This is a genomic window from Xanthomonas cissicola, assembly GCF_008801575.1.
Classification (GTDB): Bacteria; Pseudomonadota; Gammaproteobacteria; order Xanthomonadales; family Xanthomonadaceae; genus Xanthomonas; species Xanthomonas cissicola.
On record NZ_VZPL01000046.1, the window covers coordinates 22989 to 36700 of the forward strand.

A 13712-nucleotide genomic window follows, 5' to 3' on the forward strand; every position below is an offset into this window, starting at 1 on the left:
GCACCGCCGTACGCGGTTCCCATTCTCAGGATCTGCACACCGGCTTGGCCAGAGTTGCCGCATGCGCAACGGCAACGACGAGACATCTCACACACGCGGCGATCTGGTGGTACTCGGGCCGGAGGGCCTTTATTGCCCGCAAGGCGATTTCCATATCGACCCGTGGCGGCCGGTGCCGCGCGCGGTGATTACGCATGGTCACGGCGACCACGCCCGCAGCGGCATGGGCGAGTACCACTGCACGCGCGAGAGCCTGTCCATCCTGCAATGGCGCCTGGGCGACCAGGTCTATCACACGCATGCGGATGGTGAAGCGTTTCAGCTGGGGCGTGCACGCGTGTCGCTGCATCCGGCCGGACACGTGCTGGGGTCGGCGCAGGTGCGCATCGAGGTGGATGGCGAGGTCTGGGTCGCCTCCGGCGACTACAAGCGCCAGCCCGATCCCACCTGCAAGCCGTTCGAAGTGGTGCCCTGCGACACCTTCATCACCGAGGCGACCTTCGGCCTGCCGGTGTATCGCTGGCCCGACACCTCCGAGGTCGCGGCCGATATTTCTGCCTGGCGCCGCGAATGCGCCGAACGCGGCGAAGCGGCCATCCTGTACTGCTATGCGCTGGGCAAGGCGCAACGCGTATTGGCCGAATTGCGCGCTTGGGAGACGCAGCCGGCATTGCTGCATGGTGCGGTCGCGGTGGGCGTGGAGGTCTATCGCCAGGCGGGCATCCCGATGCTGGATACCCAGCCGGTCAGCGAGCATGCGCGTGGCGCCGACTATGCCGGGCAGTTGGTCATCGCGCCGCCATCGGCGGCCGGCAGCGCCTGGATTCGCCGGTTCCGCAGCGCGCAGCAGGGCTTCGCCTCGGGCTGGATGCGTATCCGCGGCAATCGCCGTCGGCGCAATTACGACCGCGGCTTTGTGGTCTCCGACCATGCCGACTGGCCCGACTTGCTGCGCACCATCGAAGAAACCGGCGCACAGCGCGTCATTGCCACCCATGGCAATACCGATGCATTGATCCAACACTTGCGGGAGCGCGGCGTCGCAGCAGAAGCCTTCCGCACCGATTTCGGAGCCGAGGAATGAACCCGCTGCCCGCACGTCGTTATGTTCGCGCGCGTCCGCGCATCCGCCTGAGCGGTGCGCTCGTGTTTCGCCGTCATGCGTTGGCGTTTTGCGTGCATCGCAATGCGCCGGCGGCCACCATCGGTCCACCGCGACCGCTGCGGCGCCCACGCGCGCTTGCCGCGTTTACCCGACGCGCAATGGAGCTGCGTGCTGCCGACCGACGCGCGGCGCCACAGGCGCTAACGTGAAGCGTTTCGCGGCGTTGTACCGCACCCTGGATCGCGCCACCGGTACGCTCGACAAGCGCGCGGCACTGGTCGCGTATTTCCGCGATGCACCCGCGCTGGACGCGGCATGGGCGCTGTACCTGCTGGCCGGTGGCAAGGTAGCCAGCGCGCGCATGCGCATTGCCAGCAGCGGCGAGCTGCGCGAATGGATCACCGATACCGCCGGCATTGCCGACTGGCTGGTCGCCGACAGCTACGACCATGTCGGCGATCTGGCCGAAACCCTGGCCTTGCTGCTGGACGACCCGGTCACCGAGGCGGCCGACCTGCCCCTGGCCCAGTGGATCGAACAGCGCCTACTGCCCATCGCAAATCAGGACGTGGACGTGCGCCATGCCTGCATCGTGCAGGCATGGCGCAGCCTGGCCTTCGACGAGCGTCTGGCATTCAACAAGCTGCTGACCGGCGCGCTGCGCGTGGGCGTGTCGCAGCGACTCGTGCAGCAGGCGCTGGCCGAATTGTCGGGTGTGGATATCGCGCGCATCGCGCAGCGCATGCTCGGCAGTTGGCGGCCGCATCCAACCTATCTTGCAGAGCTGTTGACCAGCGAAGAACTGCCTGGCGATCGCCAGCAGCCTTACCCGTTCTTCCTGGCATCACCGCTGGAGGCGGAGGTCGAGACGCTGGGCGCCATCGATGACTGGCTGCTGGAATGGAAATGGGACGGCATTCGCCTGCAACTGATTCGCCGCGCCGGCGAAGCGGCGCTGTGGTCGCGCGGCGAAGAACGTCTGGATGGACGTTTTCCTGAAATCGAACACGCCGCAATGCAATTGCCGGACGGCACCGTCATCGATGGCGAGCTGCTGGCCTGGCAACCCGAACAGCCCCTGCCAATGCCGTTTACCGCGTTGCAGACGCGCATCCAGCGGCTCAAGCCCGGGCCCAAGACCTTAGCCGCCGCACCGGCGCGCGTGGTGGCCTACGACCTGCTGGAATTGGCAGGCGAAGACCTGCGCGAGCGCCCGCTACGGGAGCGGCGCGCACTGCTGGAAGGCGTGCTCTTCGCGCTCGCAGATCCGCGCATCGTCGCCTCGCCGCTGGTGCAGGTCAGCGATTGGCAGGCCGCAGCGCACGTGCGGGTGGAAGCGCGCGAACGCGGCGTGGAAGGGCTGATGCTCAAGCGCGCCAGTTCGATGTATCAGTCCGGTCGCCGTCGCGGTGACTGGTGGAAATGGAAGATCGACCCGCTGACCATCGACGCGGTGCTGTTGTACGCGCAAGCCGGCCACGGCCGACGCAGCACGCTCTACACCGACTACACCTTCGGGCTGTGGCATGAGGGCCAACTGGTGCCGATCGCCAAGGCGTATTCGGGCCTGGACGACAAGGAAATCCTGCAGCTCGATCGCTGGATCCGTGCCAACACCACCGAGCGTTTCGGCCCGGTGCGCGCGGTCACCGCGCATCATGTGTTCGAGCTGGGGTTTGAAGCGGTGAACCGCAGCGCGCGGCACAAATCCGGCATCGCGGTGCGCTTCCCGCGCATCCTGCGTTGGCGTCACGACAAGCCGATGGCCGAAGCCGACCACTTGAGTACCCTGCAGGCACTGGCGCGGTGAGCGCCACACAGCAAGCGCACGGCACACCGTTGCAACAGTGGCGTGCCTGGTTCGCGCAGCGCGGCTGGGCGCCGCTGCCGTTTCAACGCGACGTGTGGAAGCGCTATCTCGATGGCGAATCCGGCCTGCTGCATACGCCTACCGGCAGCGGCAAGACACTGGCGGCATTTGGCGGGCCGTTACTGGAGGCATTGGCCGCGCGTGGGCGCAATTCCCCGCGCAAATCGGGCAAACCCGCCTCGCCTGCGCGCCGCCAGCCGCAACGCAATCTGCAAGTGCTGTGGATCACGCCGTTGCGCGCACTGGCCGCCGACACTGCACGCGCGCTGCGCGAGCCGGTCGACGACTTGGGGCTGGACTGGCAGGTCGGCCTGCGTACCGGCGATGCCAGCGCGCGCGACAAGCGGCTGGCACGCAGCGGCAAGCTCGACGTGCTGGTCACCACGCCCGAATCGCTGGCGTTGCTGTTGTCGTATCCGGATACCGCGCCACAACTGTCGGCGCTGCGCTGCGTCATCGTCGACGAGTGGCACGAGCTGCTGGGCAACAAGCGCGGCGTATTGCTGCAATTGTGTCTTGCGCGCTTGCGCGGATGGACGCCGCAACTGCGCATCTGGGGGCTATCGGCAACGCTGGGTAATTTGCCGCAGGCACGCGATGTGCTGTTGCCACATCGCCCCGAGGCGGCGCTGGTCTCCGGCGTCAAACCGCGCACCATGACGCTGGAAACCCTGCTGCCGCAAAGTGGCGAGCGGTTTCCGTGGGCGGGCCATCTTGGCCTGGCGCAACTGGCGCGCGTGCTGCAGAAGATCATGCAGCAGCGCACCAGCCTGGTGTTTACCAACACGCGTGCGCAGGCCGAGTTGTGGCATCAAGCCTTGAGTGCGGTGTGGCCGGAGGATCTGGCCACACTGGCGCTGCATCACGGCTCGCTGGATCCAGCGTTACGCGCGGCCGCCGAACGCGGCCTGGCCGACGGCAGCCTGCGCTGCGTGGTGGCCACCTCCAGCCTGGATCTGGGCGTCGACTTCCCGGCCGTGGATCAGGTGCTGCAGGTCGGCAGCCCGAAAGGCATCGCGCGCCTGCTGCAACGCGCCGGACGCGCACGCCATCGTCCCGGCGAATCAGGCCACGTGGTGTGCGTACCTTCGCATGCGCTGGAGCTGGTCGAATATGCGGCGGCACGGCGCGCGCTGGTGCACAGCCATATCGAAGCGCGTCCACCGCCACGGTTATCGCTGGACGTGCTGGCCCAGCACTGTGTCACCCTCGCCCTCGGCGGCGGCTTCCACGCCGATGCGTTGTTCGAGGAAGTGCGCGGCACCGATGCCTTCGCCGCGCTGGAAAAAACCACGTGGAACGCGGTGCTGGATTTCATCGTGCAAGGCGGCAGCGCGCTGGCGCATTACCCGGACTTCCACAAGGTGGTGCGCGACGACGACGGTCTGTACCGCGTGATCGACCGACGCGTCGCGCTGCGGCATCGGCTGTCCATCGGCACGATCACCAGCGACGGCAGCGTGCGCGTGCAGTTTCTGCGCGGCGGGCGGCTGGGCGCGGTGGAAGAACAATTCATCGGCCGTCTGCGCCGCGGCGACCGCTTCCAGTTCGCCGGCCGCCTGCTGGAACTGGTGCGCCTGGAAGACATGACCGCCTACGTGCGCGTGGCAAAGGGCGGCAGTGGCGTGGTGCCGAAATGGATGGGCGGGCGCATGCCGTTATCGTCGGCGCTGGGACGCGAGGTGGAAGCGGTGTTCGCCGATCCCGGCGATGCGCCGGAGATGCAGGCCCTGGCGCCGTTGCTGCACCTGCAAGCGTCGCTTTCTTCGCTGCCTGGGCCGGACCATCTGCTGGTGGAAAGCGTCAAGGCGCGCGACGGCCGCCACGTCTTCGTCTACCCATTCGCCGGCAGGCAGGTCAACGAAGGCCTGGCCGCGTTGCTCGCGGCACGCTGGGGCCGGCGCCACCGCAATACCTTCAGCTTCGCTGCCAACGACTATGGCTTTGTGCTGTCGCCAGCGCAGGATGTCGACATCGATGCCGATGCGCTGCAGACCCTGCTGTCACCTGCGGGCCTGTTCGACGATCTGCGCGACAGCCTCAATCTGGGCGAACTGGCACGCCGGCAGTTCCGCGAAATCGCACGCGTGGCCGGATTGTTGTCGCCCTCGTTGCCTGGCCGGGCGCCGCGCAGCTTGCGCCAGCTGCAGGCCTCCAGCGGCCTGCTGTACGACGTATTGCAACGCTTCGACCCCGATCACCTGCTGCTCGCCCAGGCCGAACGCGAAGTGTTCGAAGGCCAGCTCGAACTGGCGCGGCTTGCGCATGCCCTGGAAGATTGCGCGCGACGTGAGCTACGCCTGCGCAAGCCGCGCAGCCTCACGCCCTTATCGTTTCCGCTCTGGGCCGAACGCGTGCGTGGGCAACTGAGTACCGAAGACTGGAAGGCCCGCGTATTGCGCGCTGCCGAACAACTGGAACGCAAGCATGGGCGATAGCGTGCAACTGCAGCTGGCCGGCGAAACCGTGGAATTGCTCGGCGAACGCGCATTGTATCGGCCGGCGCAACGCGCGCTATTGATCGCAGACCTGCATCTGGGTAAGGCCGACGTGTTTCGACGTGCCGGCATCGGCCTGCCGGCTGGCGGCACCGCGCACGATCTGGAGCGACTGGATGCGTTGCTGGCACAACGCGATGTCCAGGCGCTATGGATTTTGGGCGACCTGCTGCACGGACCCGCGCCGCGTGCCGCCTGGCATCGACGCTGGAGCGCATGGCGCGAACGGCATTGCGCGTTACGCGTGATTGCCATCCGCGGCAATCACGACCGCGCCCTGGCCGGTGCGGATCTGCACATCGAAGCGGCCGGCGAACAGGTCGAAGATGGCCCGTTCGTGTTGCGTCATGACCCATTGCCGCATCCCACCGGCCATGTGCTGTGCGGGCATCTGCATCCATTGGCCAAGCTACCGGGGCTATCACGGCGCTGGCCAGCGTTCTGGTTGCGCGAGCGCGTCACCATCCTGCCAGCGTTCTCGCAGTTCACCGCAGGCATCGTGCCGATGCTGAGCGAAGGCGAGCGCCTGGTTGCCTGCGTGGAAGGCGATGCGCTGGCGCTGCCGGTGCGTTAGCCGGCGCCGCGAAGCGCCGGCCGACGCTTCGCCCAAGAACGGTTAAAAACGTGGCAGGCAGCCGTCAGGTGGTTGCAAACCGAGCGCTCAAAACCGAGGGGTCCGAGTGGTGCATGCCGCGGCGGGCACCGGCTGCGCCCGCCTAACGGCTGCATATCGTTTTATTAGCTGCTCGACGCGGCCGCTTCGGCTTTATCGTCCACCACACGCACAACCGGCTGCGATAACGCGTCAACGAAATCCGGCGCCAAGACCAGCTTGCCGAACCAGCCATGCTGGGTGCCGCTGAGCACGCGCAACATGTGCCCGCGTCCGCCCGGCACGCGTCCCATCGGACGCAGCAGCAGGTCGCGGCCTTGTGCCCAGAGATCACGTTCGGACTGGAACAGCGGCGTCAGCCAGCGGCTCCAGCGGTGATAGATCGCCACATGCGCCTGGCGTTCGCGCTGGTAGCGCTGCAAGGCATCGTCCAGATCGGCGCCCGCGCGCAAGGCATCGCGCATCGCCAATGCGTCCAGCAGCGCCATGTTCACGCCCTGCCCCAATTGCGGGCTCATCGCATGCGCGGCATCGCCGGCAAGCACGAAGCGGCCGCGATGCCAGCGCGACACCACCGCATCGCGATAACTCGCGCGTGCCAATGCGCCATGCACCTGCACCGTGGCAAGCCGCGCGTGCGCCTCTGGCCACATCTGCGCCACTTCGTCGCGCCAGGCGGCAATGCCGCGCTGTTCCCACGCAACGAAATCGCTGCACGGCAGGCTCCAGAAAAAACTCAGCCGCGGCGTGTCGTCGCCCGGGCGCGTGCCCACCGGCAACAGGCCGATCATCTTGCGTGCGCCGATATAGCGCTGACGCAATTGGTCCACAAAGGGCCAGTCTTCGCGCGGCAACAGGCACCACAGCGCCCCCCATGGATACACGCGATCCAGCTGCGTTCCCTGCGCCTGCGCACGCAACGTGGAGGCCGAGCCATCAGCGGCGATGATCAGATCGAAGGGACCATGCCATTGCCCGCGTTGATCCTGCACGTGCACGCCCGCGTGATCGATCGCGGTGATCTGCGTATCCACATGCAGTTGCGCGTGCTGCGGCCAGGCCTCGCGCAGCACCGTAAACAACGCGCCGCGCTGCATGCCCACACCCATCAGGCGCGTATCCAGATCGCGGTACTGCATGTCCATCACCGCACGCCCGCACGGCGTGTCGCCATACAGGCGGCGCACCGGCGCGCCATGCGCCAGCGCCTGCGGCAGCAAGCCCATGTTCCAGAGCACCTGCAGCCCGCTGGGTTGCAGCAGAAAACCGGCGCCCACCGGCCCGGGCGCAGCTGCGCGCTCGAATACCTCCAGTTGATGACCATCGGCGCCCAGCAGCACGGCCAATGCCTGCCCCGCGGTTCCGTAGCCCACTACCGCAATGCGTAATGCTCGTAGCATCGTCCCTGCTCTGTTTGGCTATCGCTGCCCGCGCACAACCGGCGAAAAAAAACCCCGCCGTGGCGGGGTTTTCAACCGCACAATCGAGTCAGATTACTCGACAGGCGTGATGTTCGAAGCCTGGGCACCCTTGGGACCCTGGGTCACGTCATAACTGACGCGCTGGCCTTCCTGCAGGCTGCGGAAGCCCTTGGAATTGATCGCGGAGAAGTGCGCGAAGACATCGGCGCTGCCGTCCTCCGGTGAGATGAAGCCAAATCCCTTGGCGTCGTTGAACCACTTGACGGTACCGTTCGGCATGGTGATGCGAGACCTTTGCAATAATTAATGGGTGGTGTACGGCGGTGCGTACGCGCCGAGTATGCAAAGCTTATGCCCCGATGACAATCACCCGCGTGCAAGTTCGCCAATCAGCTCGGGCAACCCGGACGAAGCGGCATCGACGTTGGCCAACACCTCGGCCATGGTGATTTCCTGCGCGTCGCCGCAACCGGCCGCCCAGTTGGCCACGATCGCCAAACACGCATATTCCAGGCCTTTTTCGCGTGCCAACCCAGCTTCGGGCATGCCAGTCATGCCCACCAGATCGCAGCCGTCGCGACGCATGCGTGCGATCTCTGCAACCGTTTCCAGTCGTGGCCCCTGCGTTGCGCCGTAGCAACCGCCGGCCACCAGCGTGACGCCGGTCACTTTGGCAGCCGCAATGACCTTGCTGCGAAACATCGGCGAATACGGGTGGCCGAAATCCACATGCTGCACCTCGCTGCCGGGCTCTTCGCAGAACGTGGACACGCGGCCCCAGGTGTAATCGATCAACTGATCCGGACACGCCAACACGCGCGGGCCAAACTGTTCGGTGATCCCCCCCACGGTGTTGAGCGCCAGCACCCGCGATGCGCCGATTTGCTGCAGTGCAGCGATGTTTGCGCGGTAATTGACCTTGTGCGGCGGCAGCGAATGCCCTTCGCCATGGCGTGCCAGGAAGGCGACGCGGTGGCCGAGCAGCATGCCGACGCGGATCGGCCCGGACGGCGCGCCGTAGGGCGTTTGTATGTCGTGCGACTGCACATCGTCCAGCTGCGCGAGCTTGTAGACACCCGTGCCGCCGATGACGGCCAATGCGATGGAATTTGCGGACACAACCGACCTCTGCAGCGAAAGACATGATGGGGCGCGCACGCGCGCGCCAAGCTGCCCGCAACGATGCGGGCATGGATTTCGAGCGTTACTGCTTCATCGCGTAGATGGCAGGAATGCCGCGCAGCTGCTCGTTGACGTCCATGCCGAAGCCGAACACGTAACGGTCGGGCACTTCCACACCCACGTAATCGGCCGTCACGCCCGGCACGCATCGGTCGTGCCGCTTGACGGTCAACACCGCCACGCGCACGTCGGTGGCGCCCTGCTCCAGGCACCACTGGCGCACGCCCTGTAGCGTGTAACCCTCGTCGAGAATGTCGTCGACCAGGATCACGCGGCGGCCAAACAATGCGGTGGCCGGGCGGTGCTTCCACACCAGTTCGCCACCGGTGGTTTCACCGCGGTAACGGGTGGCATGCAGGTAATCGAATTGCAGGTCCTGGCCGCGTGCGCCCAGCTCCAGCGCCAGCTGTCCGGAGAACGGCAGCGCACCGTGCATGATGGTGAGATACACCGGCACTTCGCCGGCGTAGTCGCGTGCGATCGCATCGGCGATGGTGGCAACGGCGGCATCGATGGCCGGACGGTCGACCAGCAGATCGGCTTGGGCCAGGGCCTGGGAAATGGTGAGCGTGGACATCAGGCAGTTGTTCCGAAATGGGCAGAAAGAGGAGTGGTAAATGAGGCATCGGTGCCGGCGAGCAGGCCATCCCAACCTAGTGCGCCGCGGCCGATCAGGCCGATCAATGCGGCGGTATTGAGGCTGCGGCCCTGCACGGCCTGCAGCGATTCGGCGACCAGTTCCGGGTGGCACACCAGCACCACGTCGCAGCCGGCATCCAGATGCGCATGCACACGACCCGCCACCCCGCCGGCACTGAACGAGGCGGCCATGCCGATGTCGTCGGAAAAGACCACGCCGCGGAAGCCCATCTGGCCGCGCAGGATCTGCTCGATCCAGCGCTGCGAATAGCCGGCCGGCTCCGGGGCGACCTGCGGGTAGACCACGTGCGCCATCATCACGGCGTCGGCGCCGGCCTCGATCCCCGCCACGAACGGCACCAGGTCTTCGGCCTGCAGCACCTCCAGCGGCCGCGGGTCGCTGGCGTGGTCGACATGGGTGTCTTCCCGCACGGTGCCGTGGCCGGGGAAATGCTTGAGCGTGGCGGCCATGCCGGCGCCATGCAGCGCCTGTACATAGGCGCGCGTGAAGGTGGCCACGATCTGCGGCTCATCGCTGAAGGCGCGATCGCCAATGGCCCGGTTGCCGCGGCCCAGGTCCACCACCGGCGCAAAGCTCAGGTCCACACCGCTGGCGCGGACTTCGCTGGCCATCAACTGCGCATGCGCGCGCGCGGCGGCCATTGCAGCCTCCGGGTCCTGGGCGTATTGCGCACCGAAGCTTTGCAACGGCGCCAGCGCGCTGAATCCTTCGCGAAACCGCTGCACGCGCCCACCTTCCTGGTCCACGCAGATCAGCACCGGGCGCGGCGCGGCGGCGCGAATGGCGGCCGACAGCTCGGCCACCTGGGTGCGCGAGGCGAAGTTGCGCTTGAACAGCACCACGCCGGCAACCGCATCGTGCTGCAGCCAATCGCGTTCCTGTGCGCTGAGTTCGGTACCGGCAACGCCGATCAGAAGCATGTTGGGGGACTCCCGGGCCAGGCGCCATGGTGGCGCAGCGCGGCATTGTCGCAGATGCGCGTGACAGCGTCAGATCGCGCATTCAGCTGCGCGCCCTGCGGGCGCTGCGGGCAGGCTCACAGCACCTCGAGGTGGGCCCGCCAATACGCGGCCTGGGCCCGCACCTGTGCCAGCATCTCGGGGGCCATACCGTCGAGCTGACGGTAGGGCAGTGCCAGGCGTTCGTTGGCGCCCAACAGCGGGCGCTGGCGCTGCAGGAAATCCCAGTACAGCGCGTTGTACGGGCACGCGTTCGGCCCGACCCGCTGCTTGCGCTGGTAGCGACAGCCATCGCAATAGTCGCTCATGCGATCGATGTACGCCGCGCCGCTGATATACGGCTTGCTGCCCAGCAGGCCGCCATCGGCGAACTGGCTCATGCCCACCGTATTGGGCAGCTCCACCCACTCGAAGGCATCGATGTACACGCCAAGGTACCAGCGGTGCAGGGCCTGCGGGTCCAGCCCCGCCAGCAGCGCAAAATTGCCGATCACCATCAGCCGTTGGATGTGATGCGCATGCGCGTTGGCCAAGGAATTGCCGACCGCATCGGCCAGGCAGCGCATGCCGATCTGCCCGTCCCAGAACCAGTGCGGCAGCGGTGCATGCTGGTCGAGATGATTCGATTCCGCGTAGCCGGGCATCTGCGACCAATACACACCGCGCACATATTCGCGCCAGCCCAGAATCTGCCGGATGAAGCCTTCCACCGCCGCCAACGGCGCATGCCCTTGCCGCCATGCTGCCTCGGCGCGTGCGATCACTTCGCGCGGATGCAGCATCTTGACGTTGAGCGCGAACGAGAGCAGCGAATGGAACAGGCGCGGGCTACGCGTGCTCATCGCATCCTCGTAGCGGCCGAAATCGGGCAATGCATGCGCGATGAAAACCTCCAGATGCTGCAAGGCCTCATCGCGATCCAGCGGCCATGGCAGGGCTTGCGCGTTCGGTGCGCCAAAACTGCGCACGCCGGCGGCTTCGATCGTGTGCCATAGCGCGCTGTGATCGTGAGTCGTGCGCCAATCCTGTGGCGCAGGCGGGTCGCCCGGCCACGGCGCACGATTGTCGTGATCGAAGTTCCAGCGCCCACCTTCCGGTTCGCCGGCAGCATCGAGCAGGATCCGATGCTGCCGCCGCATACGCCGATAAAACACTTCCATGCGCCATGGGCTGCCGGTGCGAAAACAGGCGGCGACCTCATTGCGCGCGGTCAGAAAATGTTCGCTGTCGACCATGCGCGTGGCAAAGGGTTGCGCGGCGCTCCAATGCTGTAGTGCTTCGTCCAGCCGCCATTCGTCCGGGGCCTGGTATTCCAGATCTCCGGCACGGTAATGCGCCATCAGCGCCTCGAGGTTGTGCGGGATCGACTGCCGGTTGCTGGCGTTGTCGATCGTCACATAGCGCACCCGATGCCCGGCACGCCGCAATCCCGCAGCGAACGCGCGCATGGCCGCGAAGATCGCCAGGACCTTCTGCGCGTGATGCAGCACGTAGTCGGTTTCCTGCCGCACTTCCATCAACACATAGACCACGCCCGCATCGCGCGTCGCGAACCAGCTGTGTTGCGCATTGAGCTGGTCGCCCAGAATCAAACGCAGCGTATGGGCCGGCGTTTGTGGGTTGGTTTGCGCGATAAGTGCGCTGGAATCATGCATCGGAGTGACGCCCGATCATGCCGGATGCGGGGCACGTCCGGGCCGATGTGGCGCATGGGCACGCCTTGGACCCGAAAAAAATTCGAGTCACCGGGGACGCATGCACGAACGACTGCCATGACCGCGGTATGGACTTGCACCGCATCACCCTCTGTTCTGCGCTGCTTGGCACAGCGTCAGTCGCAAGCGCTGTGCGGCGCGTCGCCGGCAGACACAAGCTGGGCCAACGCCATTCCACTCTGCCATGCCCCCTCCACCTTGCCGCCTGCCAACCAGTCGCCACACATACCCATGCCAAGCTGCGCGTCCCAGACGCAACCGATCTGCAACGCGGGGGCGCTGCTGGCGACTTTCCAGAAAAAAGCATCGCAGGACCGCGGTATCGGCAAACCGAGCGCCGCAAGCTCCGGCACGAGGCTGGCGATGACGTGCCCAGGCATGGCATCGCAATGCGCCTGGCTCCACTCGGCTGTTGCATGCAGCAGCCAGGTCTCCGCACCCGCACGCGCGGGCTTGCTGGAGTTGCGCGCCACCCAGCGTAACGCGCCGGCATTGACGAACAGCGCGTCGTAACCTGGATCGATTGGCGCATCGAAGCGCGCCATCACCGCCCATGCAGGCTGCATGCGCACCTGCTCGGCAATCGTCTGCAACGCAGGCGCGGCCTGCGCGACTAACGCAGCCGCATTCGGTGCCGGGACGGCCAGCAGCACCGTGTCGAACAGAGGCTCTGCAGCGTCTTGCGACACCGATACGCGCCATCCCTGCCGGCCGCGCCGCAGCGCGTGCACCTCGGCACACAGACGCACATCCAACTGCGCGGCAAGCGTACGCGCCGGCGCGGGCATCTCGGGAACACCTACATAACGCGTCAGCGCGCTCTGTGATCGGCGCAACCGCGTGCCGTCCCAGCTTGCGATACGTGCCTGCCAGGGCGCGGCGATCCCGGCATCGATCCAGGCATCCACGACCGCTGCAAATGCAGGATCGCGCGCGGTGAAATACTGCGCTCCGTGATCGCATTGCCACTGCTCGGCGCTGTAGTGGCGCATGCGGCCACCCGGGGTCTGGGCCTGATCGAACACCGTCACCGCATGGCCGCCCGCCTGCAGCTGCTGCGCGCAGACCAGCCCGGCCAGCCCGGCGCCGATCACGGCGATCGTCTGCACGCGGTCGGGCGGTGTCATGCCATCGCGCAGGTGACGGTGCATGCGGCAGGCATGCGTCACACCGCGCAGCCGTCGGGCCCGCAAGCATCAGGGCCGCCGACTGGCGTCGATTCGGCCGCCAACTGCAGCAGCGCCTGCGCAAAACTTTCCGGCGGCTGCGCGCCCTGGATCAGCGCACGACCGTCGATCACAAAACTGGGCACTGCGCGGATGCCCAACGCGGCCGCCTGCGCCAGCTGCGCTTGTACCTCGACGCTGCCTTCGTCCGATTCCAGCATAGCCTGCACACGGGCCGCCGCAAGGCCGCCGGCCGCACCGGCACGCACCAGCGTGTCGGTCGCGCCGACGTTACGGCCTTCGGCAAAATGCGCATGGAACAGCGCTTCCATGACCGCATCCACATCGCCCTCGTGGCTGGCCCGACGTCCCCCCACCCTGAGTAGTGGTTTGGTTTAGAGTCCGGGGGTAATGATATCGGTGTTTGCCAGATGTTGGGCATAAGCAGCCGGGGTCATGCCGCCGATCGCCTTCTTGGGTCGGTCCTCGTTGTATTCGCGTCGCCAGCGTTCGATTTCGGTG

Annotated in this window: 13 protein-coding genes and 1 pseudogene; 5 read left to right on the top strand and 9 right to left on the bottom strand. The window is 66.5% G+C overall.

From position 1 onward, the window contains the following. Positions 1-61 precede the first annotated feature (61 nt). Genes F7R02_RS17240 through pdeM form a run of 5 tightly spaced genes read left to right on the top strand, consistent with a single transcriptional unit; the run spans position 62 to position 6047 of the window. Positions 62-1084 (top strand): ligase-associated DNA damage response exonuclease, encoded by a 1023-nt coding sequence (locus F7R02_RS17240; RefSeq protein ID WP_016850789.1) that lies wholly within the window; start codon positions 62-64, stop codon positions 1082-1084. Further along, entirely contained in the window at positions 1081-1314 is a 234-nt protein-coding gene (locus tag F7R02_RS17245; protein ID WP_003489440.1) for a hypothetical protein, read from the top strand. Before F7R02_RS17240 ends, F7R02_RS17245 begins: the two co-directional genes overlap by 4 nt. Beyond that, positions 1311-2915, top strand: a complete 1605-nt coding sequence (locus tag F7R02_RS17250) for an ATP-dependent DNA ligase (RefSeq protein ID WP_078591080.1) — start codon at positions 1311-1313, stop codon at positions 2913-2915. Before F7R02_RS17245 ends, F7R02_RS17250 begins: the two co-directional genes overlap by 4 nt. After that, positions 2912-5413, top strand: coding sequence for a ligase-associated DNA damage response DEXH box helicase (locus tag F7R02_RS17255; protein ID WP_078591079.1), 2502 nt, complete (start codon positions 2912-2914; stop codon positions 5411-5413). Before F7R02_RS17250 ends, F7R02_RS17255 begins: the two co-directional genes overlap by 4 nt. Then, positions 5403-6047, top strand: coding sequence for a ligase-associated DNA damage response endonuclease PdeM (gene pdeM / locus F7R02_RS17260; RefSeq protein WP_005924783.1), 645 nt, complete (start codon positions 5403-5405; stop codon positions 6045-6047). The genes F7R02_RS17255 and pdeM overlap by 11 nt, the downstream gene beginning before the upstream one ends. Before the next feature lie 164 nt (positions 6048-6211). Here the strand turns inward: pdeM and F7R02_RS17265 are convergent, their stop codons facing one another. The 9 genes and pseudogenes from F7R02_RS17265 to F7R02_RS17305 form a co-directional block, all read right to left on the bottom strand. Next, complete coding sequence (locus tag F7R02_RS17265; protein WP_078591078.1) at positions 6212-7486, bottom strand: FAD-dependent oxidoreductase; 1275 nt, start codon at positions 7484-7486, stop codon at positions 6212-6214. 93 nt (positions 7487-7579) lie between these two features. After that, a complete protein-coding gene (gene cspE / locus F7R02_RS17270) occupies positions 7580-7786 on the bottom strand; it encodes a transcription antiterminator/RNA stability regulator CspE (RefSeq protein ID WP_003488188.1) in 207 nt (68 codons plus the stop codon). 87 nt (positions 7787-7873) lie between these two features. Further along, on the bottom strand, positions 7874-8626 hold the full coding sequence (locus tag F7R02_RS17275; protein WP_003488190.1) for an S-methyl-5'-thioinosine phosphorylase: 753 nt from the start codon (positions 8624-8626) through the stop codon (positions 7874-7876). 85 nt (positions 8627-8711) lie between these two features. Beyond that, on the bottom strand, positions 8712-9266 hold the full coding sequence (locus F7R02_RS17280) for a hypoxanthine-guanine phosphoribosyltransferase (protein ID WP_003488192.1): 555 nt from the start codon (positions 9264-9266) through the stop codon (positions 8712-8714). Continuing rightward, positions 9266-10270, bottom strand: coding sequence for a beta-N-acetylhexosaminidase (nagZ, locus tag F7R02_RS17285; protein WP_078591077.1), 1005 nt, complete (start codon positions 10268-10270; stop codon positions 9266-9268). Before nagZ ends, F7R02_RS17280 begins: the two co-directional genes overlap by 1 nt. Positions 10271-10386: 116 nt before the next feature. Next, positions 10387-11964: a cryptochrome/photolyase family protein gene (locus tag F7R02_RS17290; RefSeq protein WP_078591076.1), complete on the bottom strand. Its 1578-nt coding sequence runs from the start codon at positions 11962-11964 to the stop codon at positions 10387-10389. A gap of 176 nt (positions 11965-12140) precedes the next feature. Then, a complete protein-coding gene (locus tag F7R02_RS17295) occupies positions 12141-13175 on the bottom strand; it encodes an NAD(P)/FAD-dependent oxidoreductase (protein WP_078517380.1) in 1035 nt (344 codons plus the stop codon). A gap of 14 nt (positions 13176-13189) precedes the next feature. Further along, positions 13190-13552 (bottom strand): annotated as a pseudogene (locus F7R02_RS17300) (DsbA family protein); the annotation flags it as partial. Between the two features lie 33 nt (positions 13553-13585). After that, positions 13586-13712, bottom strand: a 127-nt coding sequence (locus F7R02_RS17305; protein ID WP_151210081.1) for an integrase core domain-containing protein, incomplete at its 5' end; no start/stop codon positions are given.

Coding starts and splice junctions, on each gene's coding strand:
- F7R02_RS17265 (WP_078591078.1), bottom strand. CDS start 7,486: ATGCTACGAGCATTACGCATTGCGGTAGTGGGCTACGGAACCGCGGGG.
- cspE (WP_003488188.1), bottom strand. CDS start 7,786: ATGCCGAACGGTACCGTCAAGTGGTTCAACGACGCCAAGGGATTTGGC.
- nagZ (WP_078591077.1), bottom strand. CDS start 10,270: ATGCTTCTGATCGGCGTTGCCGGTACCGAACTCAGCGCACAGGAACGC.
- F7R02_RS17295 (WP_078517380.1), bottom strand. CDS start 13,175: ATGCACCGTCACCTGCGCGATGGCATGACACCGCCCGACCGCGTGCAG.
- F7R02_RS17280 (WP_003488192.1), bottom strand. CDS start 9,266: ATGTCCACGCTCACCATTTCCCAGGCCCTGGCCCAAGCCGATCTGCTG.
- F7R02_RS17240 (WP_016850789.1), top strand. CDS start 62: ATGCGCAACGGCAACGACGAGACATCTCACACACGCGGCGATCTGGTG.
- F7R02_RS17290 (WP_078591076.1), bottom strand. CDS start 11,964: ATGCATGATTCCAGCGCACTTATCGCGCAAACCAACCCACAAACGCCG.
- F7R02_RS17245 (WP_003489440.1), top strand. CDS start 1,081: ATGAACCCGCTGCCCGCACGTCGTTATGTTCGCGCGCGTCCGCGCATC.
- pdeM (WP_005924783.1), top strand. CDS start 5,403: ATGGGCGATAGCGTGCAACTGCAGCTGGCCGGCGAAACCGTGGAATTG.